The 19,663-nt window shown below is 39.8% G+C and carries 18 protein-coding genes, 1 other RNA gene and 1 other annotated feature; of the genes, 13 read left to right on the forward strand and 6 right to left on the reverse strand.

Translation table 11 applies throughout. The features are described 5' to 3' along the window. Nucleotides 1–109 precede the first annotated feature (109 nt). Nucleotides 110–2,062: a sucrose-specific PTS transporter subunit IIBC gene (locus CUS89_RS12135; RefSeq protein ID WP_104872317.1), complete on the forward strand. Its 1,953-nt coding sequence runs from the start codon at nt 110–112 to the stop codon at nt 2,060–2,062. 48 nt (nt 2,063–2,110) lie between these two features. On the opposite strand, the gene CUS89_RS12140 is transcribed toward CUS89_RS12135, so the two are convergent. The 4 genes from CUS89_RS12140 to CUS89_RS12155 all read right to left on the reverse strand — a co-directional run bounded on the left by CUS89_RS12140 (nt 2,111) and on the right by CUS89_RS12155 (nt 4,587). Beyond that, nucleotides 2,111–2,584 (reverse strand): universal stress protein, encoded by a 474-nt coding sequence (locus CUS89_RS12140; protein WP_104872318.1) that lies wholly within the window; start codon nt 2,582–2,584, stop codon nt 2,111–2,113. A 71-nt stretch (nt 2,585–2,655) separates the two neighbouring features. After that, nucleotides 2,656–2,943 (reverse strand): hypothetical protein, encoded by a 288-nt coding sequence (locus CUS89_RS12145; protein WP_010734216.1) that lies wholly within the window; start codon nt 2,941–2,943, stop codon nt 2,656–2,658. A 91-nt stretch (nt 2,944–3,034) separates the two neighbouring features. Further along, a non-coding RNA gene (ssrS, locus tag CUS89_RS12150) (6S RNA) lies at nt 3,035–3,229 on the reverse strand. Between the two features lie 77 nt (nt 3,230–3,306). Next, nucleotides 3,307–4,587 carry a replication-associated recombination protein A gene (locus CUS89_RS12155; protein WP_104872319.1) on the reverse strand — a complete coding sequence of 427 codons (1,281 nt, stop codon included), beginning with the start codon at nt 4,585–4,587 and terminating at the stop codon, nt 3,307–3,309. 206 nt (nt 4,588–4,793) lie between these two features. Between CUS89_RS12155 and CUS89_RS12160 the strand changes: the two genes are divergently transcribed. From CUS89_RS12160 to relB, 9 genes are all read left to right on the forward strand, one after another. Further along, nucleotides 4,794–5,462: a DNA-3-methyladenine glycosylase gene (locus CUS89_RS12160; protein ID WP_104872320.1), complete on the forward strand. Its 669-nt coding sequence runs from the start codon at nt 4,794–4,796 to the stop codon at nt 5,460–5,462. Then, nucleotides 5,431–5,919 (forward strand): DUF3013 family protein, encoded by a 489-nt coding sequence (locus CUS89_RS12165; RefSeq protein ID WP_104872321.1) that lies wholly within the window; start codon nt 5,431–5,433, stop codon nt 5,917–5,919. The genes CUS89_RS12160 and CUS89_RS12165 overlap by 32 nt, the downstream gene beginning before the upstream one ends. Nucleotides 5,920–5,931: 12 nt before the next feature. Further along, on the forward strand, nt 5,932–6,879 hold the full coding sequence (gene prmA, locus CUS89_RS12170; RefSeq protein WP_086335196.1) for a 50S ribosomal protein L11 methyltransferase: 948 nt from the start codon (nt 5,932–5,934) through the stop codon (nt 6,877–6,879). Then, entirely contained in the window at nt 6,880–7,641 is a 762-nt protein-coding gene (locus CUS89_RS12175; protein WP_104872322.1) for a 16S rRNA (uracil(1498)-N(3))-methyltransferase, read from the forward strand. It abuts the gene before it with no gap. Between the two features lie 231 nt (nt 7,642–7,872). Further along, the gene (locus tag CUS89_RS12180; protein WP_104872323.1) at nt 7,873–10,086 is read left to right on the forward strand and encodes a RelA/SpoT family protein; all 2,214 of its coding nucleotides are present in this window, start codon (nt 7,873–7,875) and stop codon (nt 10,084–10,086) included. Between the two features lie 11 nt (nt 10,087–10,097). Then, entirely contained in the window at nt 10,098–10,544 is a 447-nt protein-coding gene (dtd, locus tag CUS89_RS12185; protein ID WP_104872324.1) for a D-aminoacyl-tRNA deacylase, read from the forward strand. A 147-nt stretch (nt 10,545–10,691) separates the two neighbouring features. After that, a complete protein-coding gene (locus CUS89_RS16405; RefSeq protein WP_258082422.1) occupies nt 10,692–10,856 on the forward strand; it encodes a hypothetical protein in 165 nt (54 codons plus the stop codon). Between the two features lie 316 nt (nt 10,857–11,172). After that, the gene (locus tag CUS89_RS12195; protein WP_104872325.1) at nt 11,173–12,432 is read left to right on the forward strand and encodes a cytochrome P450; all 1,260 of its coding nucleotides are present in this window, start codon (nt 11,173–11,175) and stop codon (nt 12,430–12,432) included. A gap of 179 nt (nt 12,433–12,611) precedes the next feature. Then, nucleotides 12,612–12,836: a type II toxin-antitoxin system RelB family antitoxin gene (relB, locus tag CUS89_RS12200; RefSeq protein WP_104872326.1), complete on the forward strand. Its 225-nt coding sequence runs from the start codon at nt 12,612–12,614 to the stop codon at nt 12,834–12,836. 62 nt (nt 12,837–12,898) lie between these two features. On the opposite strand, the gene CUS89_RS12205 is transcribed toward relB, so the two are convergent. Further along, nucleotides 12,899–13,849, reverse strand: a complete 951-nt coding sequence (locus tag CUS89_RS12205; protein ID WP_104872327.1) for an aldo/keto reductase — start codon at nt 13,847–13,849, stop codon at nt 12,899–12,901. A 130-nt stretch (nt 13,850–13,979) separates the two neighbouring features. Continuing rightward, nucleotides 13,980–14,191: a binding site (T-box leader), on the forward strand. Nucleotides 14,192–14,256: 65 nt separating this feature from the next. On the opposite strand from CUS89_RS12205, the gene hisS reads away from it, so the two are divergent. The 3 genes from hisS (at nt 14,257) to CUS89_RS12225 (ending at nt 18,412) form a co-directional block, all read left to right on the forward strand. Then, a complete protein-coding gene (gene hisS / locus CUS89_RS12215) occupies nt 14,257–15,564 on the forward strand; it encodes a histidine--tRNA ligase (RefSeq protein WP_086335190.1) in 1,308 nt (435 codons plus the stop codon). Further along, nucleotides 15,564–17,330, forward strand: coding sequence for an aspartate--tRNA ligase (gene aspS / locus CUS89_RS12220; protein ID WP_104872328.1), 1,767 nt, complete (start codon nt 15,564–15,566; stop codon nt 17,328–17,330). The genes hisS and aspS overlap by 1 nt, the downstream gene beginning before the upstream one ends. Nucleotides 17,331–17,536: 206 nt before the next feature. Next, nucleotides 17,537–18,412: a YitT family protein gene (locus CUS89_RS12225; protein WP_104872329.1), complete on the forward strand. Its 876-nt coding sequence runs from the start codon at nt 17,537–17,539 to the stop codon at nt 18,410–18,412. A gap of 198 nt (nt 18,413–18,610) precedes the next feature. On the opposite strand, the gene CUS89_RS12230 is transcribed toward CUS89_RS12225, so the two are convergent. Beyond that, nucleotides 18,611–19,570, reverse strand: coding sequence for an IS30 family transposase (locus tag CUS89_RS12230; protein WP_104872330.1), 960 nt, complete (start codon nt 19,568–19,570; stop codon nt 18,611–18,613). Nucleotides 19,571–19,663: the final 93 nt, after the last annotated feature.

Genomic DNA, 19,663 nt, shown 5'->3' on the forward strand with positions numbered 1-19,663 from the left:
TAAGTTTTATTTTTGATAAACGTTTGACAATTTAGAGGCATCGTGGCATACTCAAGCTAGGATAACGGTTACAAAAAATGAGGTTTAGATTATATAGGGGGGACAAAAAGTGGATTATAAAAAAGTGGCAAAAGAAATCAATGACGCACTAGGGGAAAGTAATATCCAAGCCGCCGCACATTGTGCAACTCGTTTGCGTTTAGTATTAAAAGATCAAGCGAAAGTGAATCAAAAGGCACTAGATGCCATTGATGAAGTAAAAGGAACCTTTGAAGCAAATCATCAATTCCAAATCATTATAGGCGCAGGTGATGTGAATAACGTTTACGACGAACTTATACAGCTGACCGGTACAAAAGAAGCATCGACTGACGATTTGAAAGCGGTAGCACAATCAGGGAAGAAACAGAATCCTTTTATGTCCTTGATCAAAGTATTGTCTGATATATTCGTACCAATTGTTCCTGCTTTAGTCGCAGGTGGGTTATTGATGGCAATCAATAATGTTTTGACCGCACAAGATCTATTCGGACCACAATCAGTGATTGAGATGTATCCTAATTTAAAAGATGTGACTAGCATTATTAATTTACTGGCTTCTGCTCCATTTGCATTTCTCCCGATCCTAGTAGGTTTTTCAGCAACGCGAAGATTTGGTGGCAATCCTTATCTAGGAGCAGCAATGGCAATGGCGATGGTGATGCCGGAGCTGGTCAATGGGTACAGCGTAGCAAATGCTGTGGCAGAAGGAACAATGCCTTATTGGAATATTTTTGGGTTAAACATTGCTCAAGCAGGTTACCAAGGATCGGTCTTACCAGTTTTAGCTGTTTCGTGGATTTTGGCGAATTTAGAGAAATTTTTCCATAAACGTTTACTTAATGCATTTGATTATACATTTACACCGATGTTAGCAATTATCATTACAGGTTTTTTGACATTCGTTGTGGTTGGTCCAGTGATGCAAGCAGTCGGAGACAGCTTAACAGCAGGGTTGAGTTGGTTGTATCAAACAACTGGAGCAATCGGCTTAGGGATTTTTGGTTTGTTCTATTCACCAATCGTGATCACTGGTCTTCATCAAAGTTTTCCAGCAATTGAAACATCTTTATTGGCTGATGTGGCTCGAACGGGAGGAACATTTATTTTCCCAGTTGCTTCAATGGCAAACGTTGGACAGGGTGCAGCAACACTTGCCATCATGTTATTGACTAAAAATACAAAGCAAAAAAGTTTAGCAACTTCTGCTAGCATCTCTGCTTTGCTAGGAATTACAGAGCCAGCAATTTTTGGTGTCAATCTAAAATTAAAGTTTCCATTTATTTGTGGAATGATTGCTGCCGGGATCTCCTCCATGTTCATCGGTTTTTTCCATGTACTTGCTATTGCTTTAGGTCCCGCCAGCGTCATCGGCTTTATTTCAATTACACCTAATCAGATTCCTTTTTTCATGATAGGTATCCTGATCAGTTTACTTGTTGGTTTCACTACAACATATCTTTATGGGAAAAAACATGCATACCTACTTGCTAGTGAAGAACCGGAAACAGCAGATGTACCGAGTGTTGCAAAAGAAGAGGAGGAACGTGTGATAGAGGAAGTAATCGTCGCTCCTGTTTCTGGTGAACTGATATCACTGCAAGCAGTAAATGACCCTGTGTTTTCTCAAGAAATGATGGGGAAAGGAATAGCAATCAGACCAACGGAAGGACTTTTATTTGCTCCAGCCGATGGTGAACTGACTGTTGTTTATGAATCGAAACATGCCTATGGGTTGAAAACAGATGCTGGTGGAGAAATTTTGATCCATATCGGTATTGATACAGTTGAATTAAATGGTCAAGGGTTTTCGACAGAATTTCAGGTGGGAGATAAGGTAAAGAAAGGCCAGCTGTTGGGAAGATTTGATCAGCAAAAGCTCAAGCAAGCCGGCTATGATGGTACGGTAATGGTGATTATTACCAATTCTTTATCGTATGAATCAATTACTCCTGTTACAGAAGGCACAGTAGATAGCAAAGAAAGATTAATCATGCTACGTTCAAAGACAGAATCTAACTAATAAAAAGCATTGAGAAATTTTTATTTCTCAATGCTTTTCATAAAATAATCACTTATTTTCTTTTTTTGGTAATTGATTTTCTAAGTTTGTACGTACGACTAGAACATCACATGCTGCATTGCGAATAACGTATTCTGAAACAGAACCGATAAATAGACGTTCGACTGCGTTGAGTCCAGTTGCACCTAAAAGGATCAAGTCCACTTCATGGTCTTCAGGGATTTCTTTAGCAATGATATGCTTTGGAGAACCGTATTCTACCACAGTTGTCACTTGATGTAATCCAGCTTTTTTAGCTTTCAGCTCATAATCGGCTAGTGTTTGCTTGGCCATCTCTGTTGCTTGTTCTGCCAACATGCCATCAAAGGATGAAACAGTTTGGAAAGATCGTGTGTCAATGACATGAGCTAATAAAAGCTCGCTGTTATTTCTTAAAGCAACGTTTACTGCTTTTTTAAACGCCAATTCGGCTTCTTCAGAACCGTCGACCGCAACCATGATTTTTCTATATTGTTGTAACATCAGCATTCACTCCTTCAAAAAAGATACTTGGTTTACAATTCTATTGTAAAGCAAATCCGTAGAAATGAGAATTATTTACTGTCAGGTTTCGTCATTTTTTTGGCAAAACCGATGCTGAAGACAGAGGCAACAGCAATTACGATGACTAAATAAAGTAATGCAAAAAAACGATGGTTGATGGCTACGACAACAAGTCCTAGAAGTCCTAAAAACGCATAGATCGAACCGAAAATACTTAGAAAATCTTGATTCTTTTTATTCTGTTCGATAAGAACGAAAAAAATCGTTTGTTTTTTAAATAAGTAATAACTGACAAATAATAGCAATAAGGCGGCAATCGCCATCAATAAACGAATCATTGTATCCACTCCTACTTTTTCTAAAACCAATCATACCATAAAAGAGGCAGCACCGATAAATCGGTACTGCCTCTTAATAGATAAAAAAATGGTAATCTCCGTTAATGCCGTTGTTTGTCCTGTAGTATTGATCCCGCGAATTCAAGCAGGTGGGTCCCATGGTCGTCGCATCGAACTACCAAATGATAAGGCATGTTACCAGCTGTGACACAAGACAGGTCCCAAGATATCAATAAAAATGTTCGGTCAACACACAAAGAGGACAATTCGAACATCACAGATTTCCCACTTCTATAGTAGCACATGGATTTAAAAAGAGCAATGTGGGCGCTCAATAATTTTGAACGCTTTCAATGACGGGCGTTATTGTGTTTTTTTCTGCCATTCTTTGATGCGCTGATATTGCTGTCCTAAGGCTTGTTCGTACTTACCTGTATTTTTAGGTTGATAATACTGTGTATGTTTCAGTTTATCAGGTAGATATTGTTGATCGACCCAAGCATTTTCGTAGCTATGAGGATATTGATAGTCTACACCTCGATTTAATGACTTGGCACCTTGATAATGGCTATCTTTTAAGTGATCAGGAACTTCGCCTGCTTTTCCTGCTCTTATGTCTGCAATGGCTGTATCTAATGCGGTATAGGCAGAATTGGATTTTGGTGAAAGGCAAAGATCGACGACTGCATCAGCTAAAGGGATACGACCTTCTGGTAAACCTAAACGTTCGGCAGCTAGCACAGCGTTGACTGTTCGAGCCGCAGCAGCAGGGTTGCCTAAGCCAATATCCTCGTAGCCAATCACCATCAAGCGACGACAAATACTTGCTAAATCTCCAGCTTCAACTAAACGCGCCAAGTAGTGTAATGCAGCATCCACGTCGCTCCCACGAATGGATTTTTGAAATGCGGAGATCACATCATAGTGAGCATCCCCATTTTTATCATGCGTCAATGCTTTTCGCTGGATACATTCTTCGATAATAGCGAGGGTGAGGTGGATCGTGCCGTCTTCTTGTTTTTTAGTGGAACGTACAGCAAGTTCTAAGCCATTGAGTGCGCTTCTTAAATCGCCGTTGGTGGCACGAGACAAATGGAGCAAAGCATTTTCATCTATTTTGATCGACGATTCTCCTAAGCCATTTTCTTTATCTGACAGTGCACGATGAATGGCTGTTTGAATGTCTTCTTCATCTAACGGTTTTACTTCAAAAATCTGTGTCCGACTACGGATTGCTGGATTAATAGTGATATAAGGATTTTCAGTGGTTGCCCCAATCAAGATGATACGACCGTTTTCTAAATGCGGAAGTAAAAAATCTTGCTTTGTTTTATCTAATCGATGGACTTCATCAAGTAAAAGAATCACAGTGCCACTCATTCTAGCTTCTTCGGCGACAACTTGTAGATCTTTTTTAGAATCGGTCGCGGCATTCAACATCCGAAACGCAAAATTAGTTGAGCCAGCAATGGCACTAGCGATACTTGTCTTTCCTGTGCCGGGTGGTCCGTATAAAATCATGGAAGATAACATTTCTGCATCAACCATACGGCGAATGATCTTACCTTCACCAACTAAATGGCGTTGGCCAACGACTTCATCGATATTTTTCGGACGCATCCGATAGGCTAATGGTTGTTGCATCAGTCTGCCTCCTTTGGATTATTCGTTCGTTTATTATAACATATCTCACAGGATAAAGGGTCACGAAAGGCGAGGGAATAGTCAGAATAGGGAGAGGAACTAGAAATAGTTTTCGCTAGTTTAACCATGGAAATCGCAAACTCGTTGACCCGCTTTTTTCATAGCTTCTTTGCCTAATATTGTGTATGATAAAGGTGGTGAAGCAAATGACAAATCAAAAACAATTAGATGAACTTTTATTAAATAAAACAACGGCCGAAGTTGCAAGAGATTTATTAGGCATGTATTTGGAATACGAAACGCCCAATGGGATATTAGGCGGGTATATCGTAGATGCAGAAGCTTATTTAGGTCCGGAAGATCTGGCTGCACACAGTTATGGTATGCGGCGTACGCCTCGAGTGCGTGCAATGTATGAAGAACCAGGAACGATCTATCTCTACACGATGCACACGCACTTGATTTTAAATATCATCACGCAACCTGAAGGAGTACCACAAGGAGTGATGATCCGTGCCATTGAGCCTGTAGAGGGGATTGAGCAAATGAGTCTGAATCGCAAAGGGAAGGCGGGTCCTGATATTAGTAATGGTCCGGGGAAATTAGTGGCAGCCTTAGGTCTATCACCAGATTTATATGGACAGTCGATTCGTGATAGCTCGTTGCGTTTGGTTTTTGAGAAAAAACGGCTACCTAAAAAAATCTTGGCGTTGCCGAGAATAGGCATACCGAATAAAGGAGAATGGACGGAAAAACCATTGCGTTTTGTCGTCGCTGGAAATCCGTATCTTTCATTACAAAAAAAGAACCAAGTCGATGAAGACTGGGGTTGGAGGAAACAAAATGAAGAAAACAACAATATTGGATTACCTTGATACAGCCATCGAAAAGAAAATCACAGACTATGATGTGGCGTTAGATTGGGACACAAAAAATCATACGATTGAGATCGTGGTACGTTTATTTGCAGAAAATCAAGCACATTTTGAATTAGATGATGCCCAAGGTGTTGTCTCAGAGGAAGATATTATTGAATTTGAAGATGGTGTCTTGTTATTCAACCCAGAAAAATCAACATTTGATGAGCAAGATTATCTTGCGGCGATTCCCTATGAAGGTAAGAAAGGTTTAGCGAGTTCTGTAGCTGATGCTTTGATTGACTACTTGAATGATGTTTTAGCACAAGGTCAAAGCGACTTGTTAGATTTTTTAGATGCAGAAGACGACTCAGCTGTCTTTGAATTGAAATGGGACAACCATGAATTCGCACGTTTAGTCGAAGAAAATCAGCAAAATGGTAAAGAGACATATTTACCTTATCCTAGTTATTAAGGAGCAACGTATATGAAATGGAATGAAGTCAAAATCGAAACGGCGAGTGAAGCGGTTGAAGCAGTCGCAAATATTTTAATGGAAGCAGGAGCGAGTGGTGTCGCGATCGAAGATTCATTGGACGTCGAAAATTTTAAATCTGATCCTTATGGAGAAATCCTGACAAAAGAAGATTTTACAACGATTGAAGAGGGTGCCATTGTGATGGCTTATTTCCCTGAAACGATCTTTTTACCGGAAATTTTACCTTTTATCAAAGAACGTGTGACAAAATTACCCGAATTTGGATTAGCGATCGGTAAGAACATTGTGACGGTGAGTGAAGTCGAAGAAAGCAATTGGGCAACGGCTTGGAAAAAATATTATCATCCGGTTCGGATCACACGTCTACTAACTGTCGTACCAAGTTGGGAAAGTTACCAAACGAATGATCCATTAGAAAAAATCATTACATTAGATCCAGGGATGGCGTTCGGAACAGGGACACATCCAACGACTTCTTTGACATTACAAGCACTGGAGTCTACCTTGCGAGGTGGAGAAACGCTTTTAGATGTCGGTACTGGTTCCGGAGTGTTGAGTATTGCGGCGAAGCATTTAGGAGCAAAAGAAGTCTATGCGTATGATCTCGATGAAGTGGCAGTGCGTTCAGCAAAAGAAAATATGGATCTAAATGAAGTAGCAAAAGATGTGCACGTGTCAGCTAATGACCTATTGAAAGGTATCGAGATCGAGAGCGATGTGATCGTGGCTAATATTTTGGCAGATATCATTTTGTTGATGATTCCTGATGCGTGGCGTTTACTAAAACAAACTGGGACGTTGATCGTTTCTGGAATCATTGAAGAGAAGAAAGAAATGGTTCTTGCAGCGATGGAAGAACAAGGTTTTGTTGTCGACCAAGTGTTCCAACAAAAAGATTGGTATGCCATTATGCTAAAAAAGCCTGAGGTGGATTAAATGCAACGATATTTTCTAGATGAGCCTTATCGACCACAAGAGCGTTTTGTAATAGAGGGTGAAGCCTATCACCATATGGTAAGAGTCATGCGAATGGCAGTGAAAGATCAGGTCTATTTAGCATTTAACGACCAGATCGCGATCATTGCAGAAATCAATGAAATGAACGAGAATGAAGTTTTCTTAGTCGAAGTGGCGAAAGAAAGTGTTCAAAAAGAATTGCCATGCAAGATCACGATTGCTAGTGGATATCCTAAAGGGGATAAATTGGATTGGATCGTACAAAAAGGGACAGAACTAGGCGCTCACGGGTTTGTGGGATTTCCTGCTGCGGCTTCTGTCGTCAAATGGGATGCCAAAAAACGCAAGAAGCGGCAAGAACGATTGATCAAGATTGCACAGGAAGCGGCGGAGCAGTCGCATCGCCAAGTCGTACCGCAAGTATCTTTAATGGAGACAGAAAAGGAATTTTATGCGACGCTCAGTTCGTATGATGTCCTTCTGATTGCATATGAAGAATCAGCAAAACAAGGGGAAGCTGCTAATTTAGCCAAAATACTTCAATCTGTTTTACCAGGTACTCGGATCCTTGCAGTGTTTGGCCCAGAAGGCGGGTTATCTCCAAAAGAAGTTGCTTATTTTGAAGCACAAGGTGGCATTCTTTGTGGCCTTGGTCCAAGAATCCTACGAACAGAAACTGCCCCATTGTATTTGTTAAGTGCTGCAAGTTTTCAACTTGAATTACAAGCACCTAGCAAGTAATAGGCGAGTTAATCGTCAGGGATAGCGATCCTCTACAAAACAAATGAATGACTTTTTCTGTTTTCTTGATCCCTCAAAGTGAAGGGGGCATTTTTCCTTTTGTACGGAATTGAAAATCATTGACACAATCGGTATAATAAGAACAATTATTTAATCCTAAGCTATAAAAAAGTGCTTTCTCACGATAAAAAATATCTGTTTTGATTATGAATAGAAAGGGGGATGTTTCCCATGCCAAAAGAAGAAATATTAACGGGCCCTGACGTCATTAAGATGGTTAGCCAATACATGGGACCTGAACATGTCGCTTTTGTGCAAAAAGCATGTGACTATGCGACCACTGCCCATGAAGGACAGTTTCGTAAATCAGGGGAACCTTATATCATCCATCCGATCCAAGTTGCAGGGATTCTTGCAGATCTACGGATGGACCCCCACACGGTTGCCACTGGATTTTTACATGATGTGGTGGAAGATACAGAAGTAACCTTAGAAGACCTAAGAGAAGCTTTCGGGAACGATGTAGCAATGTTGGTCGATGGAGTGACGAAGTTAGGGAAAATCAAATATAAATCCCACGAAGAACAACTAGCGGAAAATCACCGCAAAATGTTATTAGCTATGGCTCAAGATTTACGTGTAATCATGGTGAAGTTAGCCGATCGTTTACATAACATGCGTACGTTAAAGCATTTGCGGGAAGATAAACAACGACGCATTGCACAAGAAACATTGGAAATATACGCACCACTTGCTCATCGTTTAGGGATCAGTCGAATCAAATGGGAATTAGAGGATACGGCATTACGTTACCTCAATCCGAAGCAATATTATCGAATCGTCCACTTGATGCAAACAAAACGAGAAGAACGTGAAAATTATGTCAGTGGTACAGTAGAGGATATCCGTTTAGCAACGGAGGAATTGGGGATTTTTGCAGAGATCTATGGTCGTCCGAAACACATCTATTCGATTTACCGTAAGATGAAAGATCAAAAGAAGCAGTTCAATGAAATCTATGATCTACTAGCGATCCGAGTGATCGTTGATTCAATCAAGGATTGCTATGCAGTGCTAGGAGCGATCCATACGAAATGGAAACCAATGCCAGGTAGATTCAAAGATTATATCGCGATGCCTAAAGCAAATATGTATCAATCGTTGCATACAACTGTTATCGGACCAGCTGGCAACCCTGTCGAGATCCAGATCCGTACCCAAGAAATGCACGAAATCGCTGAGTTCGGGGTAGCTGCTCACTGGGCGTATAAAGAAGGAAAAGGCGATAAAGTTGAACCTGATGGGATGACCAAACAGTTAAGTTGGTTCCATGAGATCATCGAGTTGCAAGATGAAAGTTACGATGCTTCTGAATTCATGGAGGGTGTGAAAGGCGATATCTTTAGTGATAAAGTCTATGTGTTCACTCCAAAAGGCGATGTGACTGAGCTTCCTAAAGGATCAGGACCATTAGACTTTGCTTATAGCATCCATACAGATATCGGGAACAAAACGACTGGTGCCAAGATCAATGGGAAAATGGTCCAATTAGATTACAAGTTGAAGAATGGTGATATCATCGAGATTCTGACTTCGCCAAATTCATTTGGGCCAAGTCGTGATTGGCTGAAATTAGTAGCTACTAGTAAAGCGAGAAATAAAATCAAGCGTTTCTTCAAAGGACAAGATCGAGACGAAAATGTGACGAAGGGCCATGAAGCTTTAGTGAAGTGTATTACGGATCTTGGCTTTGTACCAAAAGAGATCCTTTCAAAAAATAAATTACATGACGCATTAGAACGTTTGAATTTCCAAACAGAAGAAGATATGTATGCCGCGATTGGTTATGGCGAAGTAAGTCCATTGACGATGGCTAATCGCTTGACTGAAAAAGAGCGGAAAGAACAAAAAATCGAGCAACAAAAACAAGAAGCAGAAGAGTTGATGAACCAACCTAAAAAAGAGCCTGAAAAAATGAAGGTTCGTCATGAAGGTGGCGTCGTCATCCAAGGTGTTGAAAACTTGTTGATTCGGATCAGCCGTTGTTGTAATCCTGTACCAGGTGATGACATCGTGGGCTATATCACCAAGGGACGGGGGATCTCGATCCATCGTAAAGACTGTCCAAATGTCCAACCAGATAAGCCACATGTGGAAGAACGGTTGATTGACGTTGAATGGGAAGACACATCAAATACGAACAAAGAGTATGATGCTGATTTAGAGATCTATGGCTATAATCGTTCGGGCATGTTAAATGATGTCTTGCAGACAGTGAATGCGATGACTAAAAATCTGAACAGTGTCGAAGCACGGACGAATAAGGACAAAATGGCGACGATCCATTTGACAGTAGGGATACGTAACTTGTCACACTTGAAAAGTATTGTCGATAAAATCAAGACCGTACCGGATGTATATAGCGTACGCCGGATGAATGGCTAGGAGGTAGTACCTTGCGCGCAGTGATCCAACGAGTGAGTCAAGCAGCTGTGTCGATCAACGAACGAGAAGTTGGTCGTATCGATCATGGCTTGTTGATTTTGCTAGGTGTTCATGATACAGATACGCAAACAGACGTAGATTATTTGATTAAAAAAATTGCTCAGATGCGTATCTTTGAAGATGAACAAGGAAAAATGAATTTAAGTATTGAAGATGTCAAAGGAGCGCTGTTGAGTATTTCTCAATTCACTCTTTTTGCAGACACAAAAAAAGGCAATCGACCAAGTTTTATTGCAGCCGCCCGTCCGGAAACAGCGATTCCTTTATACGAAGCATTTAACGAAGGGCTAAGACAACGAGGAATCACAGTTGAAACAGGAGAGTTTGGTGCAGATATGGCGGTTTCTCTTGTGAATGATGGCCCAGTGACGATCATTATCGATTCTCAAAATAAATGATAAATGAATAAAAAAGATCGGTCTGATTTTGATGAAGTTTCTCAAAATCAGACTTTTTTTCTTACTCTAACTACAAAATTCGCTTTCATTTTCTGTTCGTCAGGAGTATTGATATGCGATAAAATGGAACATAGGAGGTGCTTGCCAATGACGAATAAAAACCAGAAAACGATAGGCGAGATACTTTCCCAGCGCTATGATAATGGCTTTGATTACTGGGCAACGCCAGATAAAAAATTGATCAAAGGAGCACCGTTCACTACTTTAGAATGTCCATCGTATCTTTTAGGTGGAAGTAGAATATCCCTTTAGAAGCTATATTTTATTTTGTGATGTCTATGTTTTGTCTTTTTACAAACGCGCTAGAAAAGACGTGCGCTTCAAAGAGGCATTTCATGCGTTGACTTCAAAGCTAGACGAAGAAATGAGGCGAGTGACCGAGCCGCAGAACGTTATAATGAAATCTTATTTCATTTGAATGAGTGATGAGGAAGCCGTTTCTTCGAGTTTAGGCAATGCAAGAGAAATAGATGGTATAGTTTCGTCTCAAACACTTCTTTTGTCAGTTTTATTGTACAAGGAGTATCCTAATAATATCTAAAGTTATTTATTAGGAGGAGCAAAAAATATGCAAGAAATTCCAGTGGTCGATATCAAAATGACCGAAATCAAAAAATACTATAATGAGGGCTACAAAATGCTTGGAAAGCTAAGAGAAGAAGCCCAATCACCTGTTGTGAAAGCAAAGATATTCAATAAGGAAGCTGTGATCATCTATGGAGAAGAGGCAGCGAAACGTTTTTATGATCCGAGAAATTTCAAACGAGAAGGTGCGATGCCTAAAATGGTCCAAAAAACATTGTTCGGAAAGGACGGGGTGCAGTCCTTAGATGGTGCAGAGCATCATCATCGTAAAGCAATTTTTATGGATTTGATGACGCCAGAGCGAATGGAAGACTATCATCAAATACTGGATCGCGTACTGGCACATGAATTGGAACAACAACATGGTACCTTTGAGTTATTTGATTTAAGTAAAAAAGTACTTTTTACCGCTATATGTGAGTGGTCGGGAATCAACTTAGCTGATTACTCAGAAGAAGAAATCAACCAACTGGCAGATTATCAGATCTCCATGATCAGTGGAACAGTGACTTCACCGATCGATCATTTTAAAGGCGTTGACAATCGGAAAAAATCAGAGAAATGGGCGCAAGAGTTGTTGGAAGAAGCACGAGCAAATCCAGTAGCCGGAAAAGAAAATGTCGCCCTGTATGCTTTTGCGCATGCGACCGATCTTAAGGGCAATCTTTTACCATTGGATATTGCGGCGGTAGAATTATTGAATATCATTCGGCCGACCGTGGCATTGACCGTCTGGGCGGCGTTGATGGGGCATGCTCTTTTCAGTCGTCCAGATATCTATCAACAACTAAAAAACGATTTTAAGGAACTACAAGATCCGTTTATTCAGGAGATGCGTCGGTATTACCCATTTTTCCCAATGTTACCGGCATTTGCTTTACAAGATGTTGAAGTAGATGGCTATCGCATCCCTAAAGACAGTTGGGTGATTTTAGATTTGTATGGAACAAATCATGATGAACGGACAGTGGATTCACCAGAGGCATTTTTGATCAAACGGTATATTGGTAAAGCGAAAAAAATCTCTTATGAAGAAGAGTATGAGATGATTGCGCATGGTGGCGGTGATTTCCGAAAAATGCACCGATGCGCAGGTGAATGGATCACGTTGCATAGTTTACGTGTCTTTTCCGATCAATTAGTGAATCGTTTTGCCTTTTCTGTACCAGAACAAGACTGGACGATTCCATTCAATCAATTTCCGACTTATCCGAATAGTCGAGGATTGTTATATAAAGAGTAACGTGGGTTTTCAGCTTGGATTAGCTTGGATTGCTCAGTGAGTGAGAGACAAAAGTAACATTCGCTTTTATCTCTTACGTAAGAATGGATTAGGTAGTGGGCAGAGAAGTAGCCTCTTAGGTAATTAGAGTCCTTCTCTCCCGACCTCGTTCTATAAAAATATACAGGAGGTGTGAAGGAATGAGCGAAATTACAATTCGTGTATCAGAGGAAGAAAAATCATTTATTTTGGCAATGGCTGATTTGAAAGGACTGACAATATCGGAATTAGCTAGAACGATGATATTAGGTACGCTAGAAAAACAAATTGACTTGGCTATCTATAATGAAGCGATGAAGGCTCATCAGAAACTTGATGAAAGTCTCTCGCATGACGAAATGAAAAAAGAGCTAAGGTTATGCTGAAACATCGTGTACATAATAAAAAAACAACCACCGCATTTTCTCGCGATGGTTGTTTTTGAGTATTATTTAAACTCTCGGAATAATTGATCGATTGTTTGGGCATCTTCTAAAGACAAATGAATATCCAAAGCTTTGGCATTGTCTACGACTTGTTCTGGTTTTTTTGCGCCAGGAATGACAAATGAGATACGTGGGTGCGCGATATACCAAGCCAAGACCAATTGAGCAGTGGTTGCTTGGTACTTTTCAGCAAGCGGTTTGAGTTGGTCGACCGCTGTGATGATTTGTTCATATCGTTCACCTTGAAAGTTTGGTTTGTTCTTTCTAGGATCATCTTCAGAAAAATGTTTCGGACTTTCTAGATCATACTTGCCAGTCAATAAACCTGAAGCAAGTGGGAAATAAGGAACGAAACCAATCTCGTTCCCTTCGAGGTAAGGGAATAATTCTTTTTCCGCTGTGCGATGGATCAAACTGAATTGATCTTGTACGATATCGACATAGCCGTCTTGATTGGCTTCTTTCAATTGTTCTAAAGTGAAATTCGATACACCGATAGCACGGATTTTCCCTGCTTCTTTTAGTTCGTGTAAAGCGGCAACTGCTTCATTTTTAGGTGTTGCTTCGTCTGGGAAATGGATATAAAAAATATCGATATAATCTGTCTGCAAACGTTCTAACGCTTCATCAACTGATTTCTTCAAAAATTCAGGAGAGTTATCAAATTTTTTCGGTTGATCTGGACGATGTGCTGCTTTGGTGGCAATAATAATACGTGAACGATCATAAGCCGGCTCTTGCAGAACTTCTCCAATCAATTGTTCTGAACGACCTTCGCCATAAATATAAGCAGTATCAATAAGGTTCAAGCCATTATCTAAGGCAGCTCTGACGACTTCTTTACCAGTTTCATCAGCTAATCCTGAAAAAAGATTGTGCCCTCCGACGGCATTTGCCCCTAAGCCGATTGCTTCGGCATATACTTGAGAATGACCAATTTTTACTTCTGACATTTTTTTACCTCCTTTTTTATTTAGTCTAAATCAAAAAGAAAAAAAGCTGAATCAAAATGACTTTGAAAAAGAAATCAACAAGAATCTACTTGACTTTGGGCTGTGTTTTTAGTAGGTTATAATTAATATCTAAATATCGATGAAAGAGCGAGTAAGTAACTAAATGCTTTATAAGAGAGGATCGTCGTGGCTGAAAACGATCTAAAACAATTAGTTTCTGAAAGACACTCTGGAGATGGACGCGTGCAAAGCCGTCCCGTAGACGAGCGTTAATCGTGAGAGGAAAGAGCAATCTTTCAAATATAGGTGGTACCGTGTATGAAATAATCATTCACCCTTGTTCATGGCGAACAAGGGTGTTTTTTGTTTGCATTGATTACATAGCGTGAAGAAAAGGAGAGAAAAAGATGAGCTTCCAAAGACCAAAAGGAACAAACGATATTTTACCTGGAGAATCTGAAAAATGGCAATTTGTTGAAGAAACTGCCCGTTTATTATTTAAAGATTACCAATATAATGAGATCCGCACGCCGATTTTTGAGCATTATGAAGTGATTGCTCGTAGTGTAGGGGATACGACTGATATCGTTTCAAAAGAAATGTATGATTTTTATGACAAAGGCGAGCGTCATGTTACGCTTCGCCCAGAAGGAACTGCACCAATCGTTCGTTCATTTGTTGAGAATAAATTATTTGGACCAGAATATACAAAACCTTACAAAACATTTTATATGGGACCAATGTTTCGTTATGAGCGTCCTCAAAAAGGTCGTTTACGTCAATTCCATCAAATCGGTGTGGAAGCATTTGGCTCTGAAAATCCCGCGACAGATGTTGAAAGCATGGTGATGGCATTAGACTTCTTCAAGCAATTAGGAATCAGTCAAATCCGTTTAGTGATCAACTCTTTAGGCGATCAAGAAACGCGACAAGCGTATCGTCAAGCGTTGATCGATTACCTTGTGCCGTTCGAAGCAGAATTAAGTGAAGATTCACAACGTCGTTTACATGAAAATCCATTGCGTGTATTGGATAGCAAAGACAAGCGTGACCAAAAATTCGTAGCAGAAGCGCCTTCGATCTTAGATTATTTGAGTGAAACAGCAAAAGCACATTTTGAAACAGTGATTGCGATGTTGGATGCGTTAGATGTACCTTATGAAATCGACAGCAATATGGTTCGTGGGTTAGATTATTATACGCATACGATTTTTGAAGTGATGAGTGACGCGCCTAAAATGGGCGCACAAGCAACGATTTGTGCGGGTGGTCGTTATGACAACTTGGTCGAAGAACTAGGCGGACCAGCAACACCAGGATTTGGTTTTGCGATGGGGATCGAACGTATTTTATTAACGATGGAAGCAGAAGAAGTAGCTGTCCCTGTACTGAATACATTAGATGCCTATGTGGTGGCACTAGGCGAAGAAACAAATATCGAAGCGTTAAAAATCGTTCAAGCAATCCGTGATTTTGGTTTTTCTGCCGATCGTGATTTTATGGGACGTAAAGCGAAAGCCCAATTCAAGACAGCAGACAAAGCCGATGCGAAGTTAGTCTTAGTGATCGGCGCCGATGAATTAGCAAATCAAACAATCAACGTCAAATCAATGGCTAATCGTACAGAGAAAAGTTATTCATTAGAAGAAATCTATAACCACTTTGACAAAGTCTATGATGAAATGGCGTTATCGACTGAACAGGAGGAAAAATGATGGCACAACGAACAGTTTACTGTGGACTGGTTTCAGAAAAGCAGTTAGGACAAACAGTCACATTAAAAGGCTGGGTACAAAAAAGACGTGATTTAGGTGGCGTGATTTTTATCGATTTACGTGATCGTGAAGGGATCGTTCAACTTGTTTTTAATCCAGAAATCAATAAAGAAGCGTGGGAAATCGCAGATAAATGCCGTAGTGAATATGTCATTGAAGTGACAGGTACAGTAAAAAATCGGGATGAATTGGCAATCAACCCTAAAATGGCAACAGGTAAATTTGAAGTCATCGCAGATGAAATCATTATTTTAAATCAAGCAAAAACACCACCATTTTTGATTGAGGATGAACAAACGATCAATGATGAGATTCGTTTGAAGTATCGTTATCTTGATTTACGTCGTCCAAAAATGACGAAAAATATCAAATTGCGCAATGATACAACGAAAGCGATCCGTCATTACTTGGATGACCATGATTTCTTGGATATTGAAACACCTTATTTAGGCAAATCAACACCAGAAGGAGCGAGAGATTACTTAGTACCTTCTCGTATCCATGCGGGGCATTTCTATGCTTTACCACAATCACCACAGTTGTTCAAACAATTGCTGATGAATGCTGGCTTTGATCGTTACTATCAAATCGTTCGTTGCTTCCGCGATGAGGATCTACGTGGCGACCGTCAACCAGAATTTACACAGGTCGATATCGAAACGACGTTCTTGACTGCTGAAGAAATCCAAACCTATACAGAAGGTTTGATTGCTAAAGTGATGAAAGAGGTACGTGGTATCGAAGTCACTTTGCCATTCCCACGTATGACATATGATGAAGCAATGAGCCGTTATGGAAGTGACAAGCCAGATACACGTTTTGACATGGAATTGATCGATTTGAGCACGGTTGTGAAAGACGTTGAATTTAAAGTCTTCCAAATGGCGCTTGAAAATGGTGGAGTAGTCAAAGCGCTGAATGCGAAAAATGCAGCAAGTAAGTATTCACGTAAAGATTTAGATAATCTTGGACAATATGCCACTCAGTTTGGCGCAAAAGGACTAGCTTGGTTAAAAGTAGAAGAAGATGGCTTGAAAGGTCCTATTGCGAAGTTTATGGGCGAGGCATCTGAAGCATTGATCCAAGCAACAAACGCTGAAGTTGGGGATATTTTATTATTTGGTGCAGATAAAGAAGAAATCGTTGCAGCCACTCTTGGAGCGATTCGTTCTCGCTTAGGAAAAGAATTAGATTTGATCGACGAATCAAAATTTAATTTCTTATGGGTGACTGAATGGCCACAATTTGAATATTCAGCAGAAGAAGGCCGATATGTTTCTGCGCACCATCCGTTTACGATGCCTAAAGCATCCGACGTCGAGTTATTGGCAACTGATCCGGCAAAAGTCTATGCAGAAGCGTATGACATCGTCTTGAACGGCTATGAATTAGGTGGGGGATCATTACGTATCCATACAAGAGAATTACAAGAAAAAGTATTAAAAACACTAGGCTTTTCTGAAGAAGAAATGGAAGAACAATTCGGTTTCTTGTTAAGTGCATTAGATTATGGCTTCCCACCACATGGAGGAATTGCTTTAGGGCTTGACCGCTTTGTGATGTTGCTTGCAGGTGAAGAAAACATTCGTGAAGTCATTGCTTTCCCTAAAAATGGTAAAGCAGCTGATGTCATGAGTGATGCGCCAAGCACTGTTTCTGATCTTCAATTATTTGAGTTGAACATCGACGTTACAGAAGTTGAATAACAAATAAGAAAGAGAAGTTATTTTCATAGGAATACCGAGGTTGTGGAAGTGGCACAAATAAGTCGCGATTGATTCGTGCGTGTGACGCTGACACAACCTTTTTTCTATTATATTGGAATTTCCAATCTTTTTTTCAAAAATGTCTCTTGATTAAATTTTAAAAGATCATATAATAAGGGCATACCAGATAAAGCGAGGCTTTTTTCATGAAAAAAACTTTCGAAAATTGGGCGTATCATGATTATACGACCAAACTTTCGGTGTCGATCGTCTATGCACTGATTGCGTCAGTCGCATTGAATTTTTTTTATCAACCAGGAAACATCTATTCAAGTGGGATAACCGGTCTTGCGCAAATCTTAACGACGCTTTCAAAATCAGTGATTGGTTTTGAGATTCCAGTCTCAACCACGTTGTATTTGCTGAATATCCCATTATTCTTTTTAGCTTGGTTTAAACTTGGAAAGAAATTTACGATTTTTACATTTATCACTGTGACATTAACCTCGCTTAGTATCCATCTTTTGCCACAAACGATTCTTTCGACCGATCCGATCATTTGTGCGATATTCGGTGGTGCCGTCAATGGGGTTGGTATTGGTTTAGCATTAAAAAATGGCTTGTCTTCTGGCGGATTAGATATCGTGAGTATTACGATCCGTAAAAAAACAGGTCGATCCATCGGTTCGATTTCCATTTATTTCAATGCACTGATTGTTTTCGTAGCGGGCTTGCTCTTCGGTTGGCAGTATATGTTTTATAGTGCTTTGTCGATTTTTGTGAGTGGTAAAGTGACGGATGTCGTCTATACGAAACAAAAAAAGATGCAAGTCATGATCGTGACTAAACATCCTGAAGCAGTGATCGAAGCCATCCAAAAATGTATGCGTCGTGGGATCACGATCATCAACGAAGCAGAAGGTGCGTATAACCACGATAAACAAACGGTCTTAATGACGATCGTTACTCGTTATGAGCTTCCGTTGTTACGTGAAGCAATGAAATCATCTGACCCACAAGCATTTGTCAGTATTGCGGAAAATGTCCAAATTCTCGGACGTTTTTATGAAGATGGGATATAGCGTTTAGTAAAATAGTTAGATAAAACACAGTGGATAACTTGATTGGTTATCGCTGTGTTTTTTTGTATGTAGTGAGGTGAGAATAGGGAAGAATTAAAAAATTTCTCGATATTAAAGACTTCTTTTCTAATCTCATTGTTACTTAAAAGATGCAGTTTAAAAGCATCGTGTGTCGATTTTTTTTATGGTTTTCATTTGTCAAATTAAGCTAGACAAATCATCTTTATCTACGTAACTCAAAAATAGTTCCAATGGTGTTCGATAGTTTAATGATTTTCTCGGAATATGATTTCGTTTTGATGCCACTGATTGGATAAAGGTTTCGGATACACCATTAAAATCCATAGCTTTATATAAGCCATCTTTACGTAATAATCCATTCGAATTTTCATTTAATCCTCGTTGAGAAGGTGTTCCTGGATCAGCGAAATAAATAGAAATATCATTGATGTTACTGATGTTTTTCCAATTAGAAAATTCTTTCCCACAATCAAACGTAATTGATTTAAATAAGTGCTTAGGAACAGAGCCGAACCACTGGTTCAATCTATTTTCAATATCTTTGGCTTGTCTACCAGTAGGTTTTAACGTAATGATCACTTTAGATAATCTTTCCACTAAAGTAATGACTGCACTTTTATGTTTTCCACCGACGATGGTGTCACCTTCCAGGTGACCAAATTCATGATTGAAGTGGGTATAATCATGAGTTCTATCATGAATTGAACGGCGAAACGCTTGTTTTCCTCGGGTTTCTTTGTGGCCGTTTGGTTTTCTTTTCCCCTTCATTGGTAAGTGTTTACTATCAAAGGTTTGGTCTTTAAACATCCGATACAGTGTACGTACCGAACAAGCAATAGGAAACTCTGCTCGACCAATAAGGACATCAGGAGCCCACCCTTGAACCACCTTTTTTTGAATGTATTCCTGTTGCTCATCTGGTAAAACAATCGGACGTCTTCCACAGTTACTTTTGTTTTTCTTATATTGTTTATAGTAACTCATTGCGTTTCCACCATTTTTAAGAAAACGATAGACATTATAAATGGTTTGTCGAGAACGTTGTAATCGTTTGGCTACTTTTGAAACAGAGTGCATTTGATTAAAATACGCTTCTATCATTACGAGTTCAGTTGGTGTAAGATGGGTATAGGTCATTTGTGATCACTCCTTATAATTCTTTCGACGGAACTATATTGAGTGTAGCACAAATGACTTTTTTAATTGTCTAGCTTAATTTTACAATCAGCG

This window comes from Enterococcus mundtii, from assembly GCF_002947535.1.
Lineage (GTDB): Bacteria > Bacillota > Bacilli > Lactobacillales > Enterococcaceae > Enterococcus_B > Enterococcus_B mundtii_B.